General features: G+C 63.1%; 25 protein-coding genes. 15 read left to right on the top strand and 10 right to left on the bottom strand.

The features are described from left to right. The first annotated feature begins 1 nt into the window (after position 1). The 3 genes from FHW69_RS03915 to FHW69_RS03905 all read left to right on the top strand — a co-directional run bounded on the left by FHW69_RS03915 (position 2) and on the right by FHW69_RS03905 (position 3174). Positions 2-889: a cytochrome c oxidase subunit 3 gene (locus FHW69_RS03915; RefSeq protein WP_183421692.1), complete on the top strand. Its 888-nt coding sequence runs from the start codon at positions 2-4 to the stop codon at positions 887-889. Positions 890-1174: 285 nt separating this feature from the next. Continuing rightward, entirely contained in the window at positions 1175-1579 is a 405-nt protein-coding gene (locus FHW69_RS03910) for a DUF2628 domain-containing protein (RefSeq protein ID WP_183421691.1), read from the top strand. A 341-nt stretch (positions 1580-1920) separates the two neighbouring features. Then, complete coding sequence (locus FHW69_RS03905; RefSeq protein ID WP_183421690.1) at positions 1921-3174, top strand: N-acetylmuramoyl-L-alanine amidase; 1254 nt, start codon at positions 1921-1923, stop codon at positions 3172-3174. Between the two features lie 93 nt (positions 3175-3267). Here FHW69_RS03905 and FHW69_RS03895 read toward each other — a convergent pair whose 3' ends face one another. Further along, the gene (locus tag FHW69_RS03895; RefSeq protein ID WP_183421688.1) at positions 3268-3510 is read right to left on the bottom strand and encodes a twin transmembrane helix small protein; all 243 of its coding nucleotides are present in this window, start codon (positions 3508-3510) and stop codon (positions 3268-3270) included. 35 nt (positions 3511-3545) lie between these two features. Between FHW69_RS03895 and FHW69_RS03890 the strand changes: the two genes are divergently transcribed. Genes FHW69_RS03890 through cyoE form a run of 4 tightly spaced genes read left to right on the top strand, consistent with a single transcriptional unit; the run spans position 3546 to position 6923 of the window. Beyond that, positions 3546-4277, top strand: coding sequence for an SURF1 family protein (locus tag FHW69_RS03890; RefSeq protein WP_183421687.1), 732 nt, complete (start codon positions 3546-3548; stop codon positions 4275-4277). Beyond that, positions 4274-4840 carry a hypothetical protein gene (locus tag FHW69_RS03885; RefSeq protein ID WP_183421686.1) on the top strand — a complete coding sequence of 189 codons (567 nt, stop codon included), beginning with the start codon at positions 4274-4276 and terminating at the stop codon, positions 4838-4840. The genes FHW69_RS03890 and FHW69_RS03885 overlap by 4 nt, the downstream gene beginning before the upstream one ends. Next, positions 4840-6003 (top strand): COX15/CtaA family protein, encoded by a 1164-nt coding sequence (locus FHW69_RS03880; RefSeq protein WP_183421685.1) that lies wholly within the window; start codon positions 4840-4842, stop codon positions 6001-6003. The genes FHW69_RS03885 and FHW69_RS03880 overlap by 1 nt, the downstream gene beginning before the upstream one ends. A 2-nt stretch (positions 6004-6005) precedes the next feature. Beyond that, positions 6006-6923 (top strand): heme o synthase, encoded by a 918-nt coding sequence (cyoE, locus tag FHW69_RS03875; RefSeq protein WP_183421684.1) that lies wholly within the window; start codon positions 6006-6008, stop codon positions 6921-6923. Between the two features lie 2 nt (positions 6924-6925). Here cyoE and FHW69_RS03870 read toward each other — a convergent pair whose 3' ends face one another. Together FHW69_RS03870 and hemH are read right to left on the bottom strand one after the other, a co-directional pair. Continuing rightward, positions 6926-7762 (bottom strand): alpha/beta hydrolase, encoded by an 837-nt coding sequence (locus FHW69_RS03870; protein WP_343203955.1) that lies wholly within the window; start codon positions 7760-7762, stop codon positions 6926-6928. Continuing rightward, positions 7755-8876: a ferrochelatase gene (gene hemH / locus FHW69_RS03865; protein WP_183421683.1), complete on the bottom strand. Its 1122-nt coding sequence runs from the start codon at positions 8874-8876 to the stop codon at positions 7755-7757. The genes FHW69_RS03870 and hemH overlap by 8 nt, the downstream gene beginning before the upstream one ends. Positions 8877-8989: 113 nt before the next feature. Here hemH and FHW69_RS03860 point away from each other — a divergent pair, with 113 nt between their 5' ends. From FHW69_RS03860 to tatC, 4 genes are all read left to right on the top strand, one after another. Beyond that, on the top strand, positions 8990-9679 hold the full coding sequence (locus tag FHW69_RS03860) for a lipid-binding SYLF domain-containing protein (protein ID WP_183421682.1): 690 nt from the start codon (positions 8990-8992) through the stop codon (positions 9677-9679). 63 nt (positions 9680-9742) lie between these two features. Beyond that, a complete protein-coding gene (gene tatA, locus FHW69_RS03855) occupies positions 9743-10000 on the top strand; it encodes a twin-arginine translocase TatA/TatE family subunit (RefSeq protein WP_183421681.1) in 258 nt (85 codons plus the stop codon). A gap of 12 nt (positions 10001-10012) precedes the next feature. Then, entirely contained in the window at positions 10013-10465 is a 453-nt protein-coding gene (tatB, locus tag FHW69_RS03850) for a Sec-independent protein translocase protein TatB (protein WP_183421680.1), read from the top strand. Then, positions 10458-11222 (top strand): twin-arginine translocase subunit TatC, encoded by a 765-nt coding sequence (tatC, locus tag FHW69_RS03845; RefSeq protein ID WP_183422264.1) that lies wholly within the window; start codon positions 10458-10460, stop codon positions 11220-11222. Before tatB ends, tatC begins: the two co-directional genes overlap by 8 nt. Positions 11223-11329: 107 nt before the next feature. On the opposite strand, the gene FHW69_RS03840 is transcribed toward tatC, so the two are convergent. The 5 genes from FHW69_RS03840 to FHW69_RS03820 all read right to left on the bottom strand — a co-directional run bounded on the left by FHW69_RS03840 (position 11330) and on the right by FHW69_RS03820 (position 14781). After that, a complete protein-coding gene (locus tag FHW69_RS03840) occupies positions 11330-11575 on the bottom strand; it encodes a hypothetical protein (RefSeq protein ID WP_183421679.1) in 246 nt (81 codons plus the stop codon). 89 nt (positions 11576-11664) lie between these two features. Next, positions 11665-11829, bottom strand: a complete 165-nt coding sequence (locus FHW69_RS03835; RefSeq protein WP_183421678.1) for a hypothetical protein — start codon at positions 11827-11829, stop codon at positions 11665-11667. Positions 11830-11836: 7 nt separating this feature from the next. Continuing rightward, on the bottom strand, positions 11837-12085 hold the full coding sequence (locus FHW69_RS03830) for a hypothetical protein (protein ID WP_183421677.1): 249 nt from the start codon (positions 12083-12085) through the stop codon (positions 11837-11839). A 171-nt stretch (positions 12086-12256) separates the two neighbouring features. Then, on the bottom strand, positions 12257-13615 hold the full coding sequence (locus FHW69_RS03825; RefSeq protein WP_183421676.1) for a S41 family peptidase: 1359 nt from the start codon (positions 13613-13615) through the stop codon (positions 12257-12259). 41 nt (positions 13616-13656) lie between these two features. After that, positions 13657-14781: a peptidoglycan DD-metalloendopeptidase family protein gene (locus tag FHW69_RS03820; RefSeq protein WP_255494496.1), complete on the bottom strand. Its 1125-nt coding sequence runs from the start codon at positions 14779-14781 to the stop codon at positions 13657-13659. Positions 14782-15151: 370 nt separating this feature from the next. On the opposite strand from FHW69_RS03820, the gene gltB reads away from it, so the two are divergent. The 4 genes from gltB (at position 15152) to FHW69_RS03800 (ending at position 22815) form a co-directional block, all read left to right on the top strand. Continuing rightward, complete coding sequence (gene gltB / locus FHW69_RS03815; protein WP_183421674.1) at positions 15152-19603, top strand: glutamate synthase large subunit; 4452 nt, start codon at positions 15152-15154, stop codon at positions 19601-19603. After that, complete coding sequence (locus FHW69_RS03810) at positions 19600-21036, top strand: FAD-dependent oxidoreductase (RefSeq protein ID WP_183421673.1); 1437 nt, start codon at positions 19600-19602, stop codon at positions 21034-21036. The genes gltB and FHW69_RS03810 overlap by 4 nt, the downstream gene beginning before the upstream one ends. 106 nt (positions 21037-21142) lie before the next feature. Then, positions 21143-21916 (top strand): NRDE family protein, encoded by a 774-nt coding sequence (locus FHW69_RS03805; RefSeq protein ID WP_183421672.1) that lies wholly within the window; start codon positions 21143-21145, stop codon positions 21914-21916. A 104-nt stretch (positions 21917-22020) separates the two neighbouring features. Further along, positions 22021-22815: an SDR family oxidoreductase gene (locus FHW69_RS03800; RefSeq protein WP_183421671.1), complete on the top strand. Its 795-nt coding sequence runs from the start codon at positions 22021-22023 to the stop codon at positions 22813-22815. Positions 22816-22829: 14 nt separating this feature from the next. Here the strand turns inward: FHW69_RS03800 and FHW69_RS03795 are convergent, their stop codons facing one another. Both FHW69_RS03795 and FHW69_RS03790 read right to left on the bottom strand, forming a co-directional pair. Continuing rightward, positions 22830-23216 (bottom strand): YchJ family protein, encoded by a 387-nt coding sequence (locus FHW69_RS03795; protein ID WP_343203954.1) that lies wholly within the window; start codon positions 23214-23216, stop codon positions 22830-22832. Continuing rightward, positions 23213-23746 (bottom strand): lipocalin family protein, encoded by a 534-nt coding sequence (locus FHW69_RS03790; protein ID WP_183421670.1) that lies wholly within the window; start codon positions 23744-23746, stop codon positions 23213-23215. The genes FHW69_RS03795 and FHW69_RS03790 overlap by 4 nt, the downstream gene beginning before the upstream one ends. Positions 23747-23779 lie beyond the last annotated feature (33 nt).

Here is a 23779-nt window from a genome sequence, read left to right as displayed (position 1 = left end):
CATGGGTCACCAGCAAGACGCTTACTTCGTACCGAGCAAGAGCCAGTGGCCGATCATTGCCGCCGTCTCCATGTTCGTCACCGTATTCGGTGCCGCGCACTGGCTGAATGCACAGCCGGGGCAAGCCCTGTTCGGCAAGAGCCTGTTCTACGTGGGCATTGCGATGATCCTGGGCATGTTCTTCGGGTGGTTCCGCTCGGTCATCCGCGAATCGCTGGCGGGCAGCTACAACGACCAGGTGGATCGCTCGTTCCGCATGGGCATGATGTGGTTCATCTTCTCCGAAGTGATGTTCTTCGGTGCCTTCTTCGGTGCGCTGTTCTACGCACGCATGTTCGCCATTCCCTGGCTGGGCGGCGAAGGTCACGGTGTGTTGACCCATCAGTTTGTGTGGGACAGCTACACCGCATCCTGGGGTGCCAGCGGTGGCGGTGGTCCACAGAAGATCGGCGGTTTCTTCCAGACGATTCCGGCCTGGGGCCTGCCGCTTCTCAATACGCTGATCCTGCTGTCGTCGGGCGTCACGATCACCATCGCGCATCACGCCCTGAAATCGGGCCATCGTGCGCGCCTGCTGGTTGGCCTGGGTGCCACCGTGGTGCTGGGCAGCCTGTTCCTGTGGTTCCAGGCCCATGAGTACATGGAGGCCTATACCCACTTCAACCTGACGCTGCGCAGCGGCGTTTACGGTGCCACGTTCTTCATGCTCACCGGCTTCCACGGCATGCACGTGACGCTGGGCACGATCATGCTGGCGGTGATCTGGTTCCGTTGCGCAAAGGGCCACTTCACGAAGGACAACCACTTCGGCTTTGAGGCCGTGGCGTGGTACTGGCACTTCGTGGACGTGGTATGGCTGGCGCTGTTCCTGTTTGTATACGTGCTTTAAGTTCAATTAGTCCTTCTAAAAAAACCGCTTTATCAGCCTGTGTCAAACGCCTTTGAAAGGTTTTGATACACGCGGATAAAGCGGTTTTTTTATTCATTGATTATGGGCACGTCGAAGTTGATTGCTTCGAATACCGAATATCAATGCGTAAGCCGTAACGGTAATGCACCGAATTTACTTATAGAAACCACGAGTGTGCACGGTGATGAAAACGCGTTACGTGCGTAGCATCGGTCGGTCGCACCTTTGACGTGCGATCTACGTAACGGCTAACGAGGAGTTGTAATGGCTACTGTGGACTACCGCTCGGACCCGGGCATCAGCGAGAAGTGGAAGAAGCGTTTCGCGTTTTTCGACCAGTACGGCGCGCCGAATGCCCCCGCATACAAGGACGAGCTGAAGAAGCTGCCGTTCGGTGAAAAGATCCTGATCAACGCAAACGTCTGGTCGTTTTTCTTCGGCCCGCTTGCCATTGCCATCATGGGCCCGTGGCGCAAGGCGCTGTCGCTGCTCGGCATCATCATTGCGGTGAGCATCGTGCTGGCCGTAGTCGGTGCGCCGCCGGCCGCATCGCGTGGACTGGGCGTAGGCTTCAATTTCCTGTGTGCCATCTGCACGAACTACGCGGTGTACCTCAAGAAGGTGAAGGGCCAGGACGGCTGGAACCCGTTTGAAGGCATGCGCTTGTGAGGAAGTAACCCAGCTGCGCAGATATCGCCACGCGATATCACGCGCGCCAGGACAACCTCAAGCCCAGTTCCGGTCGTTGCCGGGGCTGGGCTTTTTTGTTGTTGGTCGTGTATGGCCGGAAGGCTGGCGGTTGTTCCCGGGAATGCGTAAGGAGTTTTGTGCATTGCTCGCGCGCGCCAGATGCATGGACGAGTGTCAGATAAGCTGCGCCCCACGAGTGGACGAGCCCAACTTGCGCCGCGCTGATCGCTTTACGTCGCGCCACCTCACGAGGACAGCAGGGGTGACGCGTCGAAGGCACATTCCCAAAGCCGATAGGGCAAACATTGAGGGAGCGTGTCATGAAGGTCACCACAGCAGGTTTCCGCCCGGTGCGTCGGGGGCGTGTGCGAGCACTGGCGCTCACCGTGCTTATGGGAATCGCTTGCGCAGTGAGTGCACAGGATCAGCCCGACTATAAGGACTATCTGGGCACCCGCGATATCAGCACGCTTGGCCTGGAAGAGCGCGCGTCACTGGACGCGAAGCTCACGTTGCTTCTCAACGCGGATCTAAACAGATATCGATATTTTCCGGATCAGATCGGGCCCATTGAGGTGACGGCGAAGGTGGACCTCACTCGGGGGTTGGTTGTAGTCGATCTGGGCGAGGTCTACGGGCCGAAAGCCCTGGAATTGGAGATGGAACGTGTCCAGTCGGATCTGGAAAACGCCATATTCGATTGGATACAACAGACGCCGGGAGTCGGCGGCGTCGACTTCCTCTACGGCGGCAAGGAGCTATACCACTGGTTCCCTGAAGAGCGCGGGCCGGAGCCTGTGTCGTCATCCGGCGCTTTTGAAACGGCCCTGGTATCGGCAGCGCATGGTTTCTATTTCGACCACGGATCTGGCGCCTGGCGGCAACAGGGCAACGCACATTCCGGTGCGATTGAAGACGACATCACCCAGGACTTTGCCAGCGAACTGGATGCGCTCCTTCGTTCCGAAAGCCTCGTGTTCGTACATCTGGCTCGCTCGTTGAAGCCGGGCGGCGAGGGAAATGTGCACGCGGCAAGCGGAAAGCCGTGGTGGAAGATTGCCGCGCGCTACTGGCTTCAGCTTGAGCACCCGGATGCACCTGAGGTGTGGAACTCTCTACCCGGATCGACCGCGCCGGACAGGGAGCGGCGTGAGGATGCGCGCAGCCGTCCGCTGGTGGCGAATCACATTGGCGCGGTGGTCGCTTTTCATCTTCATGCGGACACACATGCCGATACCTCGACGCGTGGTATTCGTGTGTACCACCAGGTTGGGCGCGATGCGGACGAAATGCTTGGTGACTGTGTGCTTCGCCACATGCAGAAGCAGATTGCTGCATCGTCAGCAACGTATCGGTCGTATCCGGTGGCACGCCATTCCATGGCTGTGAATCGCACCGAGAACCGGCTGGCGAACATGCCATCGGTCACCATTTCGGTCGGCTCCCTCAGCAACGCCGATGACGTTGCTGCAGCGCACGATCCGTTGTTTCAGGCAGCGGCCATGAGCGGCGTGGAGCAGGGCTTCCGCGCGTTCCGCGAAGGTGGGCAGTGCGCCGATGCCCCACGACCGTGATGCGTCGCGCTTCGGCCATGCCCTATGGCACGGGGGCGGACGGGGCATTCCGTGACAACCTGCCGCAGGTCCCGCCGTGGCGGGCGGCGCGGGTTAGAATTGGCCCACGCCGTGAGGGTGCAGCCAGCCCATGAAGATGCCCAGCGCCACCATGGCAATGAGCAGCAACGACAGGCCGATGCGACGGGTCAACGCCCAGACGGTGCGTTTGCTCTGGCCCTTGTCGGTCATCATGAAGAACAGCGCCTGGCCGAGATTGAACAGAACGACCAGCAGCAATATCACCAGCGCCCACTTGTAGATGGTTTCCACGTGATCGTTCCCTCCCAATGGCATGGCCGGAGTATAGCGGCCGATCCCCGGTGTCTGGCGTGAGCTGGCTACGTCGTCCCACACCCTTTGCCGTGCTGTTGACGGTCGCCGGAGCCTTGGCATTCGTGGGGTTGGGCGTCTGGCAGCTCCATCGCGCGGACGAAAAGGAAGCGCTTCTGCGGCGGTATGCCACATCGGTCAATGCGCCGCAGGAACCGCTGTCCTCGGTGGAGGGTGGGGCGCCCGCTGACCGCTATCCCCGCCTTGCTGTCACGGGCGAGTTCGTCCGTAACCGGGTGTATATCCTGGACGATCAGACCCACGCGGGTCAGGTCGGAATCCACGTTTATGTGCCCTTTCTTCCGGAACATTCGGAGAAGGCGCTGCTGGTGGATCTGGGTTTCCTGCCGAAAGGCAGTGGCGCCATGCCGGCGTTGCCGCCTTTGGCGGAAGGCATGCAGTCGATCCATGGTCTTTATGTGCCGTCGCCCGGCGTCGGCATTCGCATGGGTGGCGACGCGCTGCTGCGCCAGACGGGGGCCAGCAAGACCGTGGTCTACGTGGACCTCGACGAGATCGGTTCCGACTTCGGCCACACGCTGTATCCTCGCGTGCTGTTGCTGGACGCCGATCCGGCCAGCATCTACACGCGCGAATGGACCCCGGGCGTCATGCCTCCGGCCCGTCACCGCGCTTACGCCTTTCAGTGGTTCACCTTTGCCCTCGCGGCCGTGGTGATCTTCGTTCTCCTGCATCGCAAACGACGCCCGACACGGCCCTCATCACCATGACCGAACCGAACGTCTCGCAGCCCGCGCCCGCCTCCCGTGGCCGGCTGAAGCTCATCCTCATCATGCTGGTTTTCCTGGCACCCATTGTCGCGGCGGGCGTGCTGACGCTCAGCGGCTGGCAGCCCACGGGCAAGGGCAATGGTCAGCCCATCCAGCCGCAGCGAAGCTTTGCTGATGTGCGCATTGATCTTGCGAAGGGCGGCACGTACGCGTGGCGCGACAGCGAGCCACGCCTCACGCTGGTGGCGCTTCCGGGCCCGGATTGCAGCACGTCGTGCATCAGCACACTGGAGCTGATGCGCAACGCACGCATCACGCTCAATCGCAACGCGGATCGCCTGCGACTGCTCTACGTCGGCAAGCCGCCCGCCACCCAGCCAGTGGTGATGAACGACTGGACCGTGGGTGCGGACGTTGCCGGCAAGCTGGAGACCTTCCGCCCCACGCAGCCAGATACCGTGTCGGCCGTGTTGGTGGAATCCAATACCACCGCATTGTCGTTGTACCCGGCGGGCTTCGATCCTTCGGGCCTGCGCAAGGACATGCAGAAGGTGATCCGCTGATGTCGGCACGTACGCTGAAAATTCTTCGCACGCTGGGTTTGCTGGCGGCGGTGTTTGCTTTTTGCATTGTGATGTTCGGCGCGTTCGTGCGCCTGTCCAACGCCGGACTGTCGTGTCCGGACTGGCCCACCTGCTACGGCAAGGCCACGTGGCCGGGGCATGCGCAGGACATCGCGCAGGCCAACGAGGCCTTCCCGGATCGCCCGTACGAAAACCACAAGGCATGGCGCGAGCAGGTGCACCGTTTCCTTGCCGGTGGCCTCGGCATGATGACGCTGGCCATGGCGCTGATCGCCGCATGGCGCCGCCGTTGGGCGGTGGCCACGCTGGCGGCTGCTGCGGTGTTCGCCGCCGTGGGTGTGGTCATGTACATGCGGGGCGAGCACATGATTTCCTCTGCGTTGTCCGCGCTCGCCATCGCGTTGCCGCTGATTGTGGCAGCGCGGCTGGATCGTCCGGGCGCGTGGAAGGTCAGCGTGGTTGCGCTGGCGGTCATCATTTTTCAAGCCATGCTTGGCATGTGGACGGTCACGCTGCTGCTCAAGCCCATCGTGGTGATGGGGCATCTGCTGGGTGGTCTGGCCACGTTCGGGCTGCTTGCGTGGGCCGCGTTGCGTTACGCGGGTGTCGGTACGCGTGACGACGCGCTGCGCGCGCTCCGTGCGCCCATCGCTGTGGGCATCGTGGTGCTGGTGATCCAGATTGCGCTGGGCGGCTGGACCAGTTCCAACTACGCGGCGCTGGCTTGCGGTACGGATTTCCCGAAGTGTCTGGGCGCTTGGTGGCCTGATACGGATTTCCATGAAGCGTTCATTCTGTGGCGCGGCGTGGGCGTGAATTACGAAGGCGGCGTGCTGGACATGAGTGCGCGCAGTGCGATCCAGATCACCCACCGCATCGGCGCGCTGGTGGTCTTTTGCTACCTCGGCTGGCTGTCGCACCGCCTCGCGCGGGCGGGGCTGCGCAAGCTGGGCATCGCGGTGGGCGTGGTGCTCGTGGCGCAGATCGTGCTCGGCATCGGCAACGTTCACCTGGGGCTTCCGCTGCCGGTGGCAACGGCACACAACGGTGTGGCCGCGCTGTTGCTGTTCACGCTGCTGGCCGCGCTTGCGCGTGTGCAGCGGCTGCCATCCCTACAACTTGCCTTGACGGCGGGACGCTGACGATGAGCAAGTTCAAGGAATACATGGAACTGACCAAGCCGCGCGTGGTGGCGCTGCTGGTGTTCTGCGCGGTCATCGGCATGTTTCTCGCCGTGGATTCCAACGGCGTGCGTGTGCTGCCCACATGGCATGCCGCGCTGTTTGGCACCATCGGCATCTGGATGGCATCGGCTTCGGCAGCGGCATTCAATCACCTGATTGATCAGCGCATCGACAAGGTCATGGCGCGTACGGCGCACCGTCCGCTGGCCACCGGCAATCTGACGTCGCGCCAGGTGTTCGTGTTTGCGATGTCGCTGGGCATCCTCGCCATGCTGGTGCTGGTGTTCCTGGTGAACATGCTGACCGCGGTGCTCACGTTCTTCTCGCTGATCGGCTATGCCGTGATCTATACGGCTTACCTGAAGCGTGCCACGCCACAGAACATCGTGATCGGTGGCCTTGCCGGTGCCGCGCCGCCCGTGCTGGGATGGGTCGCGGTCACCAATTCGCTGCATCCGTACGCATTGCAGCTGCTGCTCATCATCTTCGTGTGGACGCCGCCGCACTTCTGGGCGCTGGCCATTTTCCGCCGTGACGATTACGCACGTGCCCAGGTGCCGATGCTGCCGGTGACCCATGGCGTCGTGTACACGCGCTGGCACATCCTGTTTTACACCGTGCTGCTTTTCCTGGTGACGCTGCTGCCGTACTTCACAGGCATGAGCGGGCTCATTTACCTGTTTGGTGCCGTGGTGCTGGGCGTTGGTTTTCTCTACTACGCCATCCGCCTGTTCAACCCGCCGGACGAACTGTTTGCAATGAAGGCGTTCAACTATTCCATCGTGTACCTGATGGTGTTGTTCGCGTTCCTGCTGGCGGATCACTGGCTGGTGCAGCCAGTGATCCATCCGGCTTTCAGTCTCGACCCGGTGGTCTGACCTCAGGCGAATGCCAGCGCCCAGGCAGCGACAGCGTCCGGGTGCTCCAGGTGCAGGTGATGTCCGCCGTCCATGGTCTGGACGCGGATGTCTTCGACGCAGTCGATGCGCACCTGCATGGCTTCCGGTTCCAGGTACGGCGCATGCGGCCGCGCCAGCAGCAGGGCAGTGGGCGCGGCAAGACCAAGCAGCAGCGCCATCACCTGTGTTTCCGCAAAGCGGATCACGGTCTGCCCGGACAGGCGCGGATCGCTTCGCCAGCTGAAGCCGCCGGGCACCTCGCGCAGGCCGCGTTCCACAATGAGGCGGGCCAGATGTTCTGCAAGACCTCCGACGGCGACGCGCGCCGCGACGGCAGTGTCGATGTCCGGGAAGACGCGCAGGTTGCGGTCCTGGCGCGGTGGTGCGGACAGCGCGTCGCGGAAGCGGTCCAGCGTGCGCGAGCCATCATCGCCAAGTGGCCCCAGGCCTTCGATCAGCAGCAGGCGTCGCACCCGTTCGGGAGCGGCCACGGCCAGCAGCGTGGCCACACCCGCGCCCAGCGAATGCCCCAGCAGATGAAAGCGCGGAAGACCCAGCGCGTCGACAGCCGCGAGCGCGCCACGTACGTAGTCGATGTAGTGGTAGTCCACACCTGCTGGCAGATGGTCCGAATGGCCGTGGCCGGGGAGATCCAGCGCAATGACGCGAAAGCGCGTTGCCAGCAAGGGCGCCAGCAGGTCGAAGCTGGACGCGTTGTCGAGCCAGCCATGCAGCATCACCAGCGGCTCGCCATCCGGGTTGCCCCATTCGCGTGCGCCGAGGGTCAGGAACGGGGTCTTGATGGTCAGGTCACGCACGGCTCTGCACCTCGCGGGCGCACTGGCGCGAGGCTGCCAGCCGGGTAGCAACCGCAGCGTTGTCGTAGTCCTGGGCGAACTCCGGCCAGCCCTGGGTGTGGCGCAGTACCAGGTCGCCAAGCACATTGACGTGGGCGGCACCGGCATTGAGGCAGGGGATGTAGCTGAGCGTTTCGCCGCCGGCCTCGCGGAAGAATTCGGCGTTCTGCATCGCGATTTCTTCCAGGGTTTCCAGGCAGTCAACGGCAAATCCGGGGCTCACCACGTCAATCCGGCGAACACCTGCCGCGCCCAGTTCGCGCACGGTTTCGTCGGTGTACGGGTGCAGCCACCGCTCGCGACCCACGCGCGACTGGAAGCTGAAAAGCGCTTCCGCTTCGCTGAGCCCCAGCGCTTCGCGCAACAGGCGTGCCGTGGCGTGGCAGTGGCAGAAATAAGGATCACCCGCGCGCACGTAGCGTTCGGGGATGCCGTGGAAGCTCATCAGCAGTTTTTCGCCGCGGCCATGCGTGGCCCAGTGCGCGCGGATGCTGTCGGCCAGCGCGGTGATGTAGGCCGGTTCGTCGTGATAATCGTTGATCGTGCGCAGTTCGGGCGGCCAGCGCATCGTCTTGATCGTGTCAGCCACGGCGTCCAGCACGGTGCCGGTGGACGTTGCCGAGTACTGCGGGTACAGCGGCAGCACCAGCAGGCGTCGCACGCCTTCGTTCTGCAACTGGCGGATCGTGTCGGCGATGGCCGGACGGCCATAGCGCATGGCCAGCGCCACGCGAATCGGGCCGGATCGACGGCGGCCGAGCTCGGCCTGCAAACCCGCGGCCAGCGCTTCGCTGCCGACGCGCAGCGGCGAGCCTTCCGGTGTCCATACCCGCGAATAGGCGTGCGCCGAGCGGGCCGGCCGGACGCGCAGGATGATGCCGTGCAGAATCAGCTTCCACAGCCAGCGCGGATACTCGATCACCCGCGGATCGCCCAGGAACTGCGCGAGGTACGGGCGCACGGCGGCGGCGGTAGGTGCCTCAGGTGTACCAAGATTAACCAGCAGGACGGCTGCCTGCGCCGGCACGTCATGGGAATACCCGGCAAGGCCGGTATAGTTCGGGGTACCTGGCATTTTCGACTTCACAAGCGGTCTGAAGCTTAAGAGTCTGCCACAAGGCTGCAGCCCCACCATGTGGTGGCGATGCCGCAGTCGCCAACGAACCTGAAACTCAAGGAGCTTCTTCGATGACCTATCGCCTGCATCGCCTGCTGATTCTTGGCCTGCTCGCTTTCGTGCCCGCCATGGCGGCCCACGCCGAAGACCCGCCGCTTGTGCGCGCGAAAAACGCGGTGCAGGTGTTGAACGACATGGTCAACGATGCGCCGGACAAGGCCATCCCCAGCGACCTGCTGAAAAACGCCCGTGCCATTGCCGTGGTGCCGGATATGGTCAAGGCCAGCTTTGTCTTCGGCGGCCGCCGGGGTGAGGGCCTCATTTCGGTGAAGGGGCCGGACGGCACCTGGTCCAACCCCAGCTTCATGAGCATCACGGGCGCCAGCGTGGGCTTCCAGATCGGCATTTCGTCCACCGACCTGATTCTGGTGTTCCGCACCGAACGGGGTGTGGATTCGATCGTCAACGGAAAATTCACCCTTGGTGCCGATGCCTCGGCCGCCGCCGGTCCCGTGGGCCGCACGGCCACCGCGTCCACCGATGGCCAGCTGAAGGCTGAGATTTACTCCTATTCGCGCTCCAAGGGCCTGTTTGCGGGCATTGCGCTGGACGGCGCCTCCCTGCGCATCGACAACGACGCCAACGAGGCCATCTATGGCAGCGGCGTGACGCCCCGGCGTATCTTTGAAGGTGGCGTCCAGAACGTGCCGAGCCAGGTCGTCGACTTCCGCGACCGCCTGGAGGAGTACACTCAGCGGTAACACCGTCCAATCCTGCGGTAGCCCGGTAAAGCGATTTTGCCGGGCGAGCGCATCGAGGCCCCTATGAGCATCACCCATATCGTTCTTCTGTTACTCGTCGTCGTACTCATTTTTGGTACGAAGAAGCTGCGCAACATCGGATCTGACCTTGGCGGCGCCATGCGCGACTTCAAGAAGGGCATGGATGGCGGCGACGAAGAGGCAAAGGGCGAGCGTGAGCGTCAGGATGCCGAGCACCTGCGCGCCGACCCGCCGCCGGTCAATCCCGTTCCTCCGTCCAGCGCCGACAACAACGCTACGCCGCGCGACCGCGGCAACTGATCCACCCCGCTCATGATCGAGATCAGCTTCGGCAAACTGCTGCTGCTGGCGATTGTGGCTCTGGTGGTGCTGGGCCCCGAGAAACTTCCCGGGGCCGCACGCACGGCTGGCGCCCTGATACGTCGCATGCGCAACGGCTGGGACAGCGTTCGTGCGGAAGTGGAGCGCGAAATCCAGGCTGAGGAAATCCGCCGAACGCTGCGGGAGACGGCAGAGACGGCACGCCAGGCCCAGGACAGTGTCCGCGACGGCATCCGGGGTACGGCGGAACAGTGGCAGGGTGAGGTCAAATCGGCCCACGACAGCGTTCGTGAGGTGATCGCCGACGCGCGCATTACCTCGACGCCCCAGCCAGCGCCCGACCCGAACGAGCACATGTTGCCGCTGAACAAGGTCCCCACGCCGGTGGATGCGGCGCCCGAACCCGAAACGGATGTCAGGAATTCAACGCATGACCGTGGCTGATCCCGATCCGTCGCCTCAGGACGTGCTTGAGGAAGGACTGTTTTCCCACCTGATCGAGCTGCGCTCCCGCCTGCTGCGCGCGATTGTCACCCTGTTGCTTGTGTTGCTGGCGCTGGTGCCTGTTGCCAACTGGCTGTACGCCGAGCTGGCGCTGCCGCTGGTGGAGAAGATGCCAGCCGGCGCGCATCTGATTGCGACCGAGGTGGCCAGTCCTTTCGTCACGCCGCTGAAACTGGCGTTCTATGTGGCACTGTTCATAAGCATGCCGATGATTCTGTATCAGCTGTGGGCGTTCGTCAGTCCCGGCCTGTACCGGCACGAGAAGCGGCTCGCGCGCCCGCTACTGGTGGCTGCGCTCTTTCTGTTCTACGCGGGCTGCGCATTCGCGTACTACGTGGTGATGCCCGCGGCCTTCAAATTCCTGACAGCCGTGACACCGCAGGGTGTGCAGATGATGACCGACATCACGCACTACCTCGACTTCGTCACGTTGATGTTCTTTGCGTTCGGGCTGTGTTTTGAGGTGCCCGTGGCTGTGGTGATTCTCGCGGCGGTAGGTGTGGTCGATGCGGCCAAGCTCAGCAAGGGGCGCCCTTACGCCATCGTGGGCGCGTTTGCGATTTCCGCCTTCATCACGCCGCCTGACCTCCTGTCCATGGTGATGCTGGCCATTCCGATGTGCCTGCTTTACGAGGTTGGCCTGCTGGCCGTGCGCTTCCTGCTCAAGCCAACACCTGCCACTGATCTGGTTCCCTGACCCACGCGTGCTGCGCTTTGCAGCGCAGTGCGATCATCCACCATGGGCTGGCCGATGATCGCATCTGCAACAGGGCTTCACTGGCACCGGCAGATGCCATGAGCCAGTCAGCCGTCTTTCTGGTTCTTCTCGATGTAGCCGGCGGCGTCGTCAATCGTGGCGAATGACTTCACGTTCAATGTCACGCCGTAGATGCCTTCCAGCTTCTTCACCACAGAGTCGAGCGAACCGGACTCTTCGATGATTCGGACTTCCGTTTCAGGCTTCAGGTCGCGGCATTTCTCGCTTCGCTGAACCGTGTCTCCCAGCTTGAAAATCTGGCTGAGAATCTGTGCTTTGGTCTGCTTGGCCATGGCTTTCTTCCTGTGGTGAGAGGGTGGGTGCGACGATCCACTCAAGCGGATCGCGCGGCCATCCTGCTATCCACAACACTTCGGTGCCATCAGGCATCGGTTGTAGGCAGTGTGCATTTCCATGGCTTGAAACTTGCGTTGCGCGCGTGCGTGCGGGTGCGCCGCGCGCTGTCCAGCGCAGTGCGATCATCCGCCATGGGCTGGCTGATGATCGCACCTGCAAACACGGCTTCAACGGCACGCGCAGATGCCACGAGCCAGTCAGCCGCCTTTGGTCTGGTTCTTCTCGATATAGCTGGCGGCGTCATCAATCGTGGCGAATGATTTCATGTCCAGTTTCACGCCGTAGATGCCTTCCACCTTCGTCACCACGGAGTCGAGCGAACCGGACTCAGAGATGTAGTCGATCTCCGTTTCCGGCTTCAGGTCGCGGCATTTCTCGCTTCGCTGAACCGCGTCTCCCAGTTTGAAAATCTGGCTGAGAATCTGTGCTTTGGTCTGCTTGGCCATGGCTTTCTTCCTGTGGTGAGATGGGGGCAGCGATCCGCTCAAGCGGATCGCGCGACCATCCTGCTATCCACACCATCCCGGTGCCATCAGGCATCGGTTGTAGGTAGCGTCCATTTCCATGGCTTGAAAATTGCGTCGCGAACGTGCCGGGATCAAGGCGGTATGCGTTTGTTACTTCGCGGCTGTGGTGGGGCGGTTCAGCGCCATGCCGCGAAGCACATTCAGCGCCTGCGAGAGGGCATAGTCTTCCATCGCAAGCTTGCCCTCATCGTCACCGGTGGATTGCTCATCGACCGTGGCTTTCTCGTTGACCAGATGATTGGGCAGGTCGGCTTCCGAACCGATGAGCTGCGGCGGCGTGTCTGCCTTGTTCACGGCAAGGTCGGCCAGCGGAATGTCCGGCTTGATGCCCTCGGCCTGAATCGACGTGCCGTTGGGCGTGTAGTAGCGCGCCGTGGTGATCTTCACCGCATGCTCGTCGTCCAGCGGAAGCACCGTTTGCACAACGCCCTTGCCGAACGTGCGACGACCCATGGTGAGCGCGCGGTGGTTGTCTTTCAGTGCGCCAGACACGATTTCCGCAGCCGATGCCGTGCCGTTGTCGGTGAGGATGATCATCGGCGCGCCGTGCAGCAGATCGCCAGGATGGGCATCGAAGCGCAGGTTCGCGTCGGGGAGGCGGCCCTTCGTCGTGACGATGTTGCCGGAGTCCAGGAACGCATCACTGACGCCCACCGCTGCCGTCAGCAGGCCGCCGGGATTGGAACGCAGGTCGAGCACTGCGCCCTTCTGTGCACCGTTCTTCGCGATGAGCTCACCAAGCTTCTTGTCCAGATCGCTGGTGGTGTCTTCCTGGAACTGGCTGATGCGGATGTATGCAAAACCCGGAACCAGTTCGCGCACTTTCACACTGGTGATGGCGATGCGCTCGCGCACCAATGGCATGTCCACGGGCTTGTCGGTTTTCTCGTGAAGGATGGTCAGCGTGATCTTGCTGCCCGGCTCGCCGCGCAGCTTCTTGAACGACTCGTCGATGTTTTGCGCATCAATCAGCTTGCCGTCGATTTTCAGGATCGTGTCGCCCGGCTTGATGCCGGCGCGGGAGGCGGGCGTGTCGTCGATGGGCGACACGATTTTCAGCAGCCCGTCGACCTGCAGCACTTCGATACCCAGGCCGCCGTACTGGCCCGTGGTGTCTTCGTCCAACTCGTCCAGACCTTCCTTGTCCAGGTACTCGCTGTGCGGGTCCAGGCCCGAAAGCATGCCGCTGATGGCCGCTTTCATGATGGTCTTGTTGTCGAGTTTCTCGACGTACGCCTGCCGTACGATCTGGTAAACGCGCGTGAAGTTGCGAATGTCGTCGAGGCTGACCGGTTCGTCGGCCTTGCTGGCTATCGCGGCCGCCGTGGTCGCCGATGCAGCGGGTGCGTCAGGCTGCTTCAGCGCCTGGGCATGCGAGGGCAGGCTGGTGGCAACCAGCCCGAGGGCGATTGCCGTGCAAAGTGCCGTGCTCAAGGGGTTAGGACGCATGCCAGTCTCCGGTACTGCCTTGTGGGGTGTGGGTATCCGCGTTACTTGCGACGGCTCAGCCAGGCTTTGGGATCGACCGGCTTGCCGTTTTGTCTCAGCTCAAAATACACGCCGCTGTTGGTGCCTGCTGACGGGGCGGCGGTACCTACCGATTCACCCGCTTCCACCATGTCGCCAACGTTGTGCAGCAGTGTTTCATTGTTGCCGTAAAGGCTCATCCAGCCATTGCCGTGGTTCACGATGATCATCATGCCGTAGCCACGCAGAAAGTTGGCGAAAACCACGCGGCCGCGCGACACGGCGTGCACCTGCTCGCCGCGCGGGGCGCCGATGAGCACGCCGGCACCGAATGCGTGCACGGGGCCTGATGCCGGCCAGGGAAGGTCGCCGCGCAGGTTGGCGGTGGGCGTGCCGGCGGGCTCCCCCTTCGGGGCGCTGGGCGCGGCGGCCCTGGGCGCCTCGTCGATCACCTTCTGGAGCTTGGCCACCAGCGCATTCATCGCCTCGGCGTCCTGCTTCAGTGCGGCAAGGCGCTGGCCCTGGTCTTTATATCTGGAATCTGCGTCTGCCACTGCCTTCTGCTGCTTCGACCGCTGGACTTCGAGATCGCGCGCGCGCTTTTCCCGTTCCGCCAGAGTCGCCTGCAGCGCATCCTGCTCTGCCACGATGGCAGCTTCGACCTCTTCAAGCCGGGAAAGATCCGCCAGCAGCGAACGAATGCGCGCTACGCGGTTTTCCTGGAAGTAGCGCGAATAAGCCAGCGCACGGGAAATTCTTGCGATGTCTTCGTCGCCCAGAAGCAGTTGGAGGTCAGAACTTCGGCCCAGCGTATAGGTCGCGCGAAGCAGGTCGTTGAGCGCTCCCTTCTGTTTGTCCAGCCCCGATTGCAGGCCGTCACGCTGCTGGCCCAGCTGTTGAAGGTCCTGGCGGTGGGCGGCCAGCTGGGCGTCGGTGTCCCTTACGGCCTTTGCCGCAGCGGACACCTGCTCGGCCTGGCGGGCCAGTTCGGCGTTGGCGCTGTCGCGCGCATTGGCGGTGTCGCGCTGTTCGCGGGTCAGGGCGTCGATGTTCTTGCGAACGTCGTCCAGCTTTTGCCGGGTCTCAGCCTGCTCCGAGCGCGCCTTGGCCTCCTGCGCGGCGGCGGGGAGGGCGGTGGCGAAAGTCATGGCGAGGCAAAGGACGAGGAATCGGGTGCGTGGGTGCATCCGGGGATTATTACCCATGCGGCAGGGCCTGGGGTGGGGATATCCGGCGTTCCTGGCCGCCGATGACGACCGCGCCGCCTGTGCGCTGGTATGTCCCGCGGCCCACGTCGTGACGCCACTCCTGGCCAGTGGTCTGCGCGGACGGCGGGTAAGAATTTCGTTGGCTTCGTGTTGCCATCACGTTTGGACGTCCAGACGTTTTGACGCGCCGCGGCAAATGTGCGTAAAGTGAGGCGCATGTCCGGATCGCTTCACAGTGTGGCGGAACTTTCGCCGCGCGGGGAAGCTGCGCTCCGGACGCCCAGCAAAACCTAATGCCAGGAGGAGGCGGATGGTGAAGCAAGGCATTCCGCGCCTCTATGATGAGGCGTTTGAACACGACAGCTGCGGCTTCGGCATCGTGGCGCAGATAGACGGCCGTGCGAGCGCCGCACTGGTCGATACGGCATTCGCGGCGCTCGCAAAGCTTTCCCATCGCGGCGGGGTCAACGCAGATGGCGTAAGTGGCGATGGTTGCGGCGTACTGATACGCCGTCCGGTGGACTGGCTGCGCGCATTGGCGGCCGGGGCAGACATTGGTCCTGCTGAACGGTTTGCCGCTGGCGTCGTATTTCTTGATCCGGCCGGTGGTGATGACGCGGCGGCGACGCTCGATCAGCACCTTGCCGAGGCCGGTCTTCATGTGGCCGGGTGGCGCGATGTGCCGGTGAATCCCGAGGCGTGCGGCCCCCTTGCGGCATCTGCAATGCCCCGCGTGCGCCAGGTGTTCGTGGATGCCGCAGCAGGCATGGACGAGGCGGCGTTCGAGGTTGCCCTGTTCCGCGCGCGTCGCCGTGCCGAGCAGGCGCTGGCGGACGATGAGCATTTCTATGTGGTGTCTCTGTCAGCTCAGGTCATTGGCTACAAAGCCATGGCGGCTCCGGGGCATCTGCGTGAGGTGTACGGTGACCTCACGCATCCGGCGCTCGTGGCCGATGCGGTGGTATTCCACCAGCGCTTTTCCACCAACACATCACCGCAGTGGCGATTGGCCCAGCCATTCCGCCTGCTCGCGCACAATGGCGAGATCAACACCATTCGCGCCAACCGGCGCTGGATGCAGGCGCGTCAGGCGGTGATGCGTTCGCCACGCGTCGATCTCTCGGACATCGGGCCGCTGGTGCGTCAGAAGGGCTCCGATTCCGAAAGTCTCGACAACGCGCTGGAAGTGCTGCTCGTGGGCGGCATGGATCTGCTCACGGCCATGCGCGTGCTTGTGCCGCCCGCTTATGCGGCGCGCGAAGACATCGACGAGGACCTCGCCGCGTTCTACGAATATTACGCGCTGCACAGCGAGCCCTGGGATGGTCCGGCCGGACTGGTGATGTGCGACGGTCACTATGCGGCGTGCACGCTGGACCGCAACGGCCTGCGTCCTGCCCGCTGGGCACTGTCCGATGACAATCATCTGATTGTCGCCTCGGAGGCAGGGTTGTGGGACGTGCCTTCCTCCCGCGTGGTGGCGAAGGGGCGGCTGGCGCCGGGTGAAATGATCGCGGTGGATTTTCGCGAACATCGTCTGCTGCGCGATGGCGACATTGACGCCATCAACCGTGCGCGCGCGCCGTTCCGCGACTGGCTGCGTGCTGGCGTCAGCTATCTGGAGTCGGATCTCATCGACCCCAGTCTGGCTGCGGAACCGTTGCCCGCTGATGAACTCAAGCGCTATCAGAAGCTCTATGGCCTCTCGCGGGAAGAATGCGAGTCGGTTCTGAAAGTGCTGGCCGAGAGCGAGGCGGAAGCCACCGGTTCGATGGGTGACGACACGCCGATGGCCGTGCTGTCGCGGCAGATTCGTCCGCTGTTTGACCGCTTCCGTCAGGGCTTCGCTCAGGTGACCAATCCGCCCATCGACCCGTTGCGCGAGCGGCTGGTGATGTCGCTGGTGACGCAGATTGGTCAGGAGCGGAACATCTTCGACCTGGGTCCTGAGAACGCGAAACAGATCCTGCTCAATTCGCCGGTGTTGTCGCAGCGCAAACTGCGCCAGATCATGGCTCAGGAGGAATACGCTGATACGCCGCGTTTTGACTTGATGTATGGCGCGGATGAAACATTGAAGTCCGCCTTGCTGCGCATCTGCGACGAGGTGGAGGCGGCGGTTCGCGCAGGCGTGCGCATCGTGTTCCTCAGTGATCGCTATCCGCGCCGCGACCTGCTGCCCATTCACTCCTTGCTGGCTGTGGGTGCGGTGCATGCGCGCCTGATCGACAAGGGCCTTCGCTGTCAATGCAACATCATGGTGGAAACAGCGACACCGCGTGACCCGCACCACTTTGCCTGCCTCCTCGGTTTCGGTGCCACGGCGATCTATCCCTGGCTTGCCTACCAGAGCCTGTTCGACATGGGCCGTAGCGGATACATCCGCAATGGCGAAGGCGCGCCGCGCGAAATCGGCCGCAACTATCGTCGTGGCATTCGCAAGGGCCTGCTGAAAATCCTGTCGAAGATGGGTATTTCCACCGTGGCGGGTTATCGCGGTGCGCAGTTGTTTGAAATCGTGGGACTGGCGCCGGATGTCGTTGAGGTCTGTTTTCCGGGCACGCCGTCGCGCATTGGCGGTTCGACCTTTGCCGATCTGGAGCAGGAGCAGCGTCTGCTTGCGGCCGAAGCGTGGGATGAGGCGCAGAGCCTGCGTGCAGGCGGCCTGTACAAGTACGTTCACGGTGGCGAGTTCCACATGTACAACCCGGATGTGATCGCCAGCCTTCAGGTGGCGGTGCGCACGGGCGCGTGGTCCGACTACCTTCGTTATGCCCAGCACGTGGACACGCGTCCTCCGTCCGCACTGCGCGACCTGCTGGTACCTCGCGAAGGTACGGCGATTCCGCTGGATGAGGTGGAGCCGGTTGAAGCCATCCTGAAGCGTTTCGATTCGGCAGGCATGTCGTTGGGAGCGCTGTCGCCTGAGGCCCATGAAGCATTGGCCATTGCCATGAATCGCCTTGGCGCGCGCAGCAATTCCGGTGAAGGTGGCGAAGATCCGGCGCGTTACGGCACCGAGAAGGCGTCGAAGATCAAGCAGGTTGCGTCAGGTCGTTTCGGTGTCACACCGTCGTATCTGGTCAGCGCCGAAGTGCTTCAGATCAAGGTGGCACAGGGCGCGAAGCCTGGCGAAGGTGGCCAGCTTCCCGGCCACAAAGTGGATGCGACCATCGCGCGGCTGCGTTACGCAAAGCCCGGCATCGGCCTGATCTCACCGCCTCCGCATCACGACATCTATTCGATTGAAGATCTGGCGCAGTTGATTCACGACCTCAAGGAGGTCAACCCGCAGGCGCTCGTGTCGGTGAAGCTTGTGTCGCACGCAGGCGTGGGCACCGTGGCTGCCGGGGTGGTCAAGGCGGGGGCTGATCTGATTACCGTATCCGGCCACGATGGCGGCACAGGTGCCAGTCCGCTCACCTCCATCAAATATGCCGGGACGCCGTGGGAACTGGGTCTGGCTGAAACCCAGCAGACCCTGCGCCTGAACGACCTGCGCGGTCGCGTGCGCCTGCAAACCGATGGCGGGCTGAAGACCGGCCTCGATGTCATCAAGGCGGCGATGCTCGGTGCTGAAAGCTTCGGCTTCGGCACCGGCCCGATGGTCGCACTGGGCTGCAAATACCTGCGTATCTGCCATCTGAACAACTGCGCTACCGGCGTGGCTACGCAGCACCCGGTGCTGCGTCAGAAGCACTTCCTTGGCCTGCCCGAGATGGTGATGAACTACTTCCGCTTCGTCGCGGAAGACGTGCGTCAGCACCTTGCGCGCCTGGGCGTGCGTTCGCTGGGCGAACTGATCGGCCAGAGCGGGCGGCTGGAACAGCGCCATGGTGTCACGCCCGTACAGGATCAACTGGACCTTGCACCGCTGATTTCCGAAGACGCGCTCGGCGAAACGGTGGACTTCGCCTGCACGCTGGCGCGCAATCCCATGCGCGATCCGGCTGCTCTGGCGAACCGCATTTCTGCCGATACCCGTCAGGTGATTGCCGACGGTCTTGGCGGCACGTTCCGTTATGCCATTGCCAATACCGACCGCGCGATTGGTGCGCGGTTGTCGGGCGACGTCGCCCGTCGTTGGGGTGACGCAGGCATGAGCGGAAATCCGGTAGCGCTGCATCTGGAAGGCTCGGCGGGTCAAAGCCTGGGCGCGTGGAACGCGGGGGGCGTGCACATCGACCTGATCGGCGAAGCCAATGACGGCGTGGGCAAGGGCATGGCCGGTGGCCGTATCGTGGTTCGTCCGCCCGCCGATTCGCCGTTCGCCAGTCAGGACGCCTCGATCATTGGCAACACGTGTCTGTATGGCGCCACGGGCGGCGAGCTGTACGCGGCAGGGCAGGCGGGCGAGCGCTTTGCCGTGCGCAACTCCGGCGCGCTGGCGGTGGTGGAAGGCGCGGGCGATCACTGCTGCGAGTACATGACTGGCGGGATCGTCGCGGTACTCGGCGGGACCGGCCTCAACTTCGGCGCGGGCATGACCGGTGGTTTCGCCTATGTGCTGGATCTCGAACGTGACTTCGTGGACTGCTACAACCACGAACTCGTGGACATCGTGCGCATCTCTCCCGAAGGCATGGAGCACTACATGCAGCACCTGCGCCAGTTGATCGCCCGGCACGTCGAGCTGACCCAGAGCGCCTGGGGACGTCGTGTGCTGGGTGACTTCCGCGGCCTGTTGCAGCGCTTCTGGCTGGTCAAGCCCAAGGCCGCCAGCCTGGATGCGCTGGCCGAAGAATTGAGGAGCGCGGCATGAGTTCCAAAGACTTCCGCTTTCTCGACGTACCGAGGCAACCGCCGCGCACCGTTCCTGTGGCTGTGCGTGTGCTGGGTTATGGCGAAATATCCGGCGAATTCGCGCCATCGGAAGCGGCATCGCAGTCCGAGCGCTGCATTGACTGCGGCAACCCGTACTGCGAACACGCTTGCCCCGTCCACAACTACATTCCGAACTGGCTGAAGCTTGTGCAGGATGGACGTCTGTTCGAGGCGGCCACATTGATGCACGAAACCAATCCTCTGCCGGAAATCTGCGGTCGCGTCTGCCCGCAGGATCGCCTTTGCGAAGGGGCATGCACGCTCGAGCAGGGCGAGTTCGGCGCGGTGACCATCGGCAGTGTGGAGCGCTGGATTACGGATGAAGCCATTCGTCAGGGCTGGCGTCCGGACTTGTCGCACGTGAAGGAAACCGGCTCGCGCGTTGCCATCGTGGGCGCAGGCCCTGCGGGTCTTGCCTGTGCGGATCGCCTTCGCCGTGCAGGCATCGAAGCCCATGTGTTCGACCGGCAGCACGAAATCGGCGGTCTTCTTACTTTTGGCATTCCGCCCTTCAAGCTCGACAAGAACGTGGTGCGTACCCGCCGCATGGTGCTTGAGGGCATGGGTGTCGTGTTCCACCTCGGCGTCACCATCGGTCGTGATATCGACTTCGCGGAGGTTCTGGCCGAATACGACGCCGTGTTTGTCGGTACCGGCGCGTACACCTATGTGGATGGCCAACTGGAAGGGCGCGATCTTGGTGGCGTGCATGATGCGCTTCCGTTTCTCATCGCCAATACCGAGCGCCTGCTCAACGAACGCGAACCCTCGCCGGAATACGATCTGGCGGGCAAGCACGTGGTGGTGCTGGGTGGCGGCGACACAGGTATGGACTGCAACCGTACGGCGATCCGCCTGGGCGCTGCATCGGTGACCTGCGTGTACCGCCGTGATGAGGCGAGCATGCCCGGGTCCGTTCGTGAGGTGGGTTACAGCAAAGAGGAGGGTGTGCGTTTTCTCTTCCAGCGTCAGCCGATGGCATTGATCGGTGAAGCGGGCCGCGTGCGCGCTGTCAAGGTTGTGCAGACGCAGCTGGTTGACGAGGGCGATGGGCGCCCACGTCCGCGCAACGTGCCTGGCAGCGAAACCGAACTGCGCGCCGACGTCGTGATCCAGGCCTTTGGTTTTCAGCCCAGTCCGCCTGACTGGTGCGAGGGCCACGGCGTGCAACTGGACAGCAGTGGTCGCATTCTTGTTGGCCAGGACGGAGCGCTTCCGTTGCAGACCAGCCACCCGCAGATTTTTGCCGGTGGCGACAATGTGCGTGGAGCCGACCTCGTGGTCCGCGCCGTGTTTGACGGTCGCGAAGCAGCGGGTTCCATCGTGCGGATGCTCGCTGGCAAGAAGCAGGCGGTGGCGGCAGTCGCCTGAGGTGAAGAGGCGGGTCCGAGCCGCCTCTTCACGCGCCGAGACTGGCCGAGTGCGTGGCTTGGGCGCACAATGGCGCAATGGCTTCGTTACAAAAACGGCGGCATCCATGTGCCTGATCGCATTCGCCTGGAAGGCGCATCCGCGCTGGCGGCTGTTGATGCTTGGCAATCGCGACGAGTTTCACGTGCGTCCGACCGCGCCACTTGCGCGATGGGACGAGGCTCCGGCCATTGTGGCCGGGCGCGATCTTGAAGCCGGTGGTACGTGGATGGGTGTGGCCGATCACGGTCGCGCATGCGTCATCACCAACGTACGCGATCCGGCGGCCGACCACAGTGGGCTGTCCCGCGGATTGCTGGCGGCAGATTATCTGGACGCGTCGATTCCCGCGCGCGATCACGCGCAGGAACTCGGAGCCACGGCCCATCGGTACCGGCCTTTCAACTTTCTGACGTTTGACGCGAACGACGCGTTCTTCATGGGCAACCATCCGGACACGCGCGTCCAGGCGGTTCCCGATGGCATTCACGGCCTTTCCAACGCTGACTTCAATGCTCCGTGGCCCAAAACGCATGCGCTGACTGAGCGTCTTTCGCTGTGGATCGAGAAGGGCGGCGTCGATGAGACGGAGGCGTTGTTCGACATGCTGTCCGACCGGCAGCGCTGGCCGGATGGTTTGCTTCCCGATACCGGTATCGGCGTGGAGCGCGAGCGCTTCCTGTCCAGCGCATTCATCGCCGGTGAGAGCTACGGCACACGTGCCAGCACGATCATCATGATCGACTACGAGGACAACGCCACCATCATCGAACGCCGCTTCGGGCCTGATGGCGTTTTCCTCGGACAGACGCGGGTCGATACCGCCGACGATGTCGCCTGATCCTTTCCCTGGAGGAAAAGGTTCTTTGCGTTTGTCGCCATTGATTCACCTGTGCAACGCCCCGACGCTATGAGTTCCCGTTGTTCACTCATTCCGGACCTGTCATGCATATCAATCTCGCATCACGTCGCGCCATCGTTACCGGTTCCACCGCTGGTATCGGACTGGCCATCGCTCAGGGGCTGGCACGCGCTGGCGCGGAGGTCGTGGTAACCGGACGCACCCAGGCCCGCGTGGATGCCGCCATCGCGCACATCCGCAGCGATGTGGCCCAGGCCCGCCTTATCGGTGTTGCCGGCGATCTGGGTACCCGCGAGGGCGCGGAGCACCTGATTGCTCAAGTGCGTGACGCGGACATCCTGGTCAACAATCTGGGCATCTTCGAGCCCAAGGCATTTGCGGACATTTCCGACGACGAGTGGCTGCACTACTTCGACGTCAACGTACTTTCCGGCGTGCGTCTGTCGCGCCACTACGCCCGTGGCATGGCCGAGCGCGGCTGGGGTCGCATCCAGTTCATCTCCAGCGAGTCAGGTGTCCAGATCCCGGCGGAGATGGTGCATTACGGTGTGACGAAGACGGCGCAGCTGGGTGTGTCACGTGGCCTTGCGGAGACGCTGGCTGGCACAGGCGTCACCGTCAACGCGATCCTGCCCGGCCCCACTCGCTCCGAAGGCGTGGGCGACTTCTTCGGAAAGATTGCCGTGGAGAAGGGCGTGTCGCTGGAGCAGGTGGAGAAAGACTTCATCGCCGACCATCGGCCGTCGTCCCTCATCAAGCGGCTGGCCACCGTGGATGAGGTGGCGAACATGTCGGTGTATCTGGCGTCGGAACAGGCGTCTGCCACCACGGGTGCTGCGGTGCGCGTGGACGGGGGTGTGGTCCGCTCCATCGTGTAACCGTCATGCTCGCCTTAAGCGATATCCCCGTCCACATAGAACCACTGTCCGTTCTCGCGCACGAAACGACTGGTTTCATGCAGTCGTTCGGCGCGACCACCACCGTGGCGCAAGCGTGCAACGAACTCGACGACAGCCGAGTCCGTGCCTGTGACAGTGTGGCGTTTGACGTCCAGTCCTAGCCAGGTGGGTTTCGGTGACTGGATGGCAAGGTCGAGTGACGCGGGGCGTGTATCTGCATGCCACGTTGCCAGCAGATAAGGCTCGTTGCCCAGTACATAGGCGCTATAGCGCGAGCGCATCAACGCTTCGGCAGTGGCTGCCGCTATGCCTTCATGCAGTGGCGCGCAGCATGCGGCGAAGGTTTTTCCGGAACCGCAGGGACAGGTGCTGGCAGTCACTCGACGGTGCCCGAGATGATAAGAGGGGTGAGATCGTAGCCCATCCCTACTGCCCGGGTTTTCAATGTGTCGAATGTGGCGCGGTCGAGCGACGGTTCACGCGACAGTATCCACAGGTATTTCTGCCCCGGCTGGCCGACCATGGCCCAGCGGTAGTGATCGTCAAGGGCGATTACCCAGTAGTCAGCCCACACGAACGGGAGCCAGCTGAGCCAGCGGGGTGCGAAGCGCACCTGAAGCCGTGAGGACGGTCCTTTGGGATCGGCCAGGCGCGCCACCCCATCGGAGGCGATGGAACTGCCATCTTTCTTTACGCAGGCGTTGTGCACCCCGATGGTGCCATCCGCATGAGGTGTATAGGTGGCCGTGACGTTGCGGTCGCACTGACGCTGGAAGTACATCGGCAGGCGCGCTATCTCATGCCATTGTCCGGCGTAACGGGCCAGATCCACGTGGGGCACGGCGGTGACCGTGCCAGCATGGGATACAGTGATGGCCATCAGGCTGACCATGGCAGCAGCAAGTCGCATGAGTAACGCTCCGGGTGGTGAGGCCTGCCATCA

Origin of the sequence: Luteibacter sp. Sphag1AF (genome assembly GCF_014192715.1) — a bacterium.
In the GTDB taxonomy this organism is placed as follows: domain Bacteria; phylum Pseudomonadota; class Gammaproteobacteria; order Xanthomonadales; family Rhodanobacteraceae; genus Luteibacter.
This window is presented reverse-complemented; position numbering and strand designations above follow the sequence as displayed.

Excerpts from the sequence above, each read along its gene's own strand:
- FHW69_RS03915 (WP_183421692.1), top strand. The coding sequence starts at position 2 with ATGGGTCACCAGCAAGACGCTTACTTCGTACCGAGCAAGAGCCAGTGG.
- FHW69_RS03910 (WP_183421691.1), top strand. The coding sequence starts at position 1,175 with ATGGCTACTGTGGACTACCGCTCGGACCCGGGCATCAGCGAGAAGTGG.
- FHW69_RS03905 (WP_183421690.1), top strand. The coding sequence starts at position 1,921 with ATGAAGGTCACCACAGCAGGTTTCCGCCCGGTGCGTCGGGGGCGTGTG.
- FHW69_RS03895 (WP_183421688.1), bottom strand. The coding sequence starts at position 3,510 with ATGCCATTGGGAGGGAACGATCACGTGGAAACCATCTACAAGTGGGCG.
- FHW69_RS03885 (WP_183421686.1), top strand. The coding sequence starts at position 4,274 with ATGACCGAACCGAACGTCTCGCAGCCCGCGCCCGCCTCCCGTGGCCGG.
- FHW69_RS03880 (WP_183421685.1), top strand. The coding sequence starts at position 4,840 with ATGTCGGCACGTACGCTGAAAATTCTTCGCACGCTGGGTTTGCTGGCG.
- cyoE (WP_183421684.1), top strand. The coding sequence starts at position 6,006 with ATGAGCAAGTTCAAGGAATACATGGAACTGACCAAGCCGCGCGTGGTG.
- hemH (WP_183421683.1), bottom strand. The coding sequence starts at position 8,876 with ATGCCAGGTACCCCGAACTATACCGGCCTTGCCGGGTATTCCCATGAC.
- FHW69_RS03860 (WP_183421682.1), top strand. The coding sequence starts at position 8,990 with ATGACCTATCGCCTGCATCGCCTGCTGATTCTTGGCCTGCTCGCTTTC.
- tatA (WP_183421681.1), top strand. The coding sequence starts at position 9,743 with ATGAGCATCACCCATATCGTTCTTCTGTTACTCGTCGTCGTACTCATT.
- tatB (WP_183421680.1), top strand. The coding sequence starts at position 10,013 with ATGATCGAGATCAGCTTCGGCAAACTGCTGCTGCTGGCGATTGTGGCT.
- FHW69_RS03840 (WP_183421679.1), bottom strand. The coding sequence starts at position 11,575 with ATGGCCAAGCAGACCAAAGCACAGATTCTCAGCCAGATTTTCAAGCTG.
- FHW69_RS03830 (WP_183421677.1), bottom strand. The coding sequence starts at position 12,085 with ATGGCCAAGCAGACCAAAGCACAGATTCTCAGCCAGATTTTCAAACTG.
- FHW69_RS03825 (WP_183421676.1), bottom strand. The coding sequence starts at position 13,615 with ATGCGTCCTAACCCCTTGAGCACGGCACTTTGCACGGCAATCGCCCTC.
- FHW69_RS03820 (WP_255494496.1), bottom strand. The coding sequence starts at position 14,781 with ATGACTTTCGCCACCGCCCTCCCCGCCGCCGCGCAGGAGGCCAAGGCG.
- gltB (WP_183421674.1), top strand. The coding sequence starts at position 15,152 with ATGGTGAAGCAAGGCATTCCGCGCCTCTATGATGAGGCGTTTGAACAC.
- FHW69_RS03810 (WP_183421673.1), top strand. The coding sequence starts at position 19,600 with ATGAGTTCCAAAGACTTCCGCTTTCTCGACGTACCGAGGCAACCGCCG.
- FHW69_RS03805 (WP_183421672.1), top strand. The coding sequence starts at position 21,143 with ATGTGCCTGATCGCATTCGCCTGGAAGGCGCATCCGCGCTGGCGGCTG.
- FHW69_RS03800 (WP_183421671.1), top strand. The coding sequence starts at position 22,021 with ATGCATATCAATCTCGCATCACGTCGCGCCATCGTTACCGGTTCCACC.
- FHW69_RS03790 (WP_183421670.1), bottom strand. The coding sequence starts at position 23,746 with ATGCGACTTGCTGCTGCCATGGTCAGCCTGATGGCCATCACTGTATCC.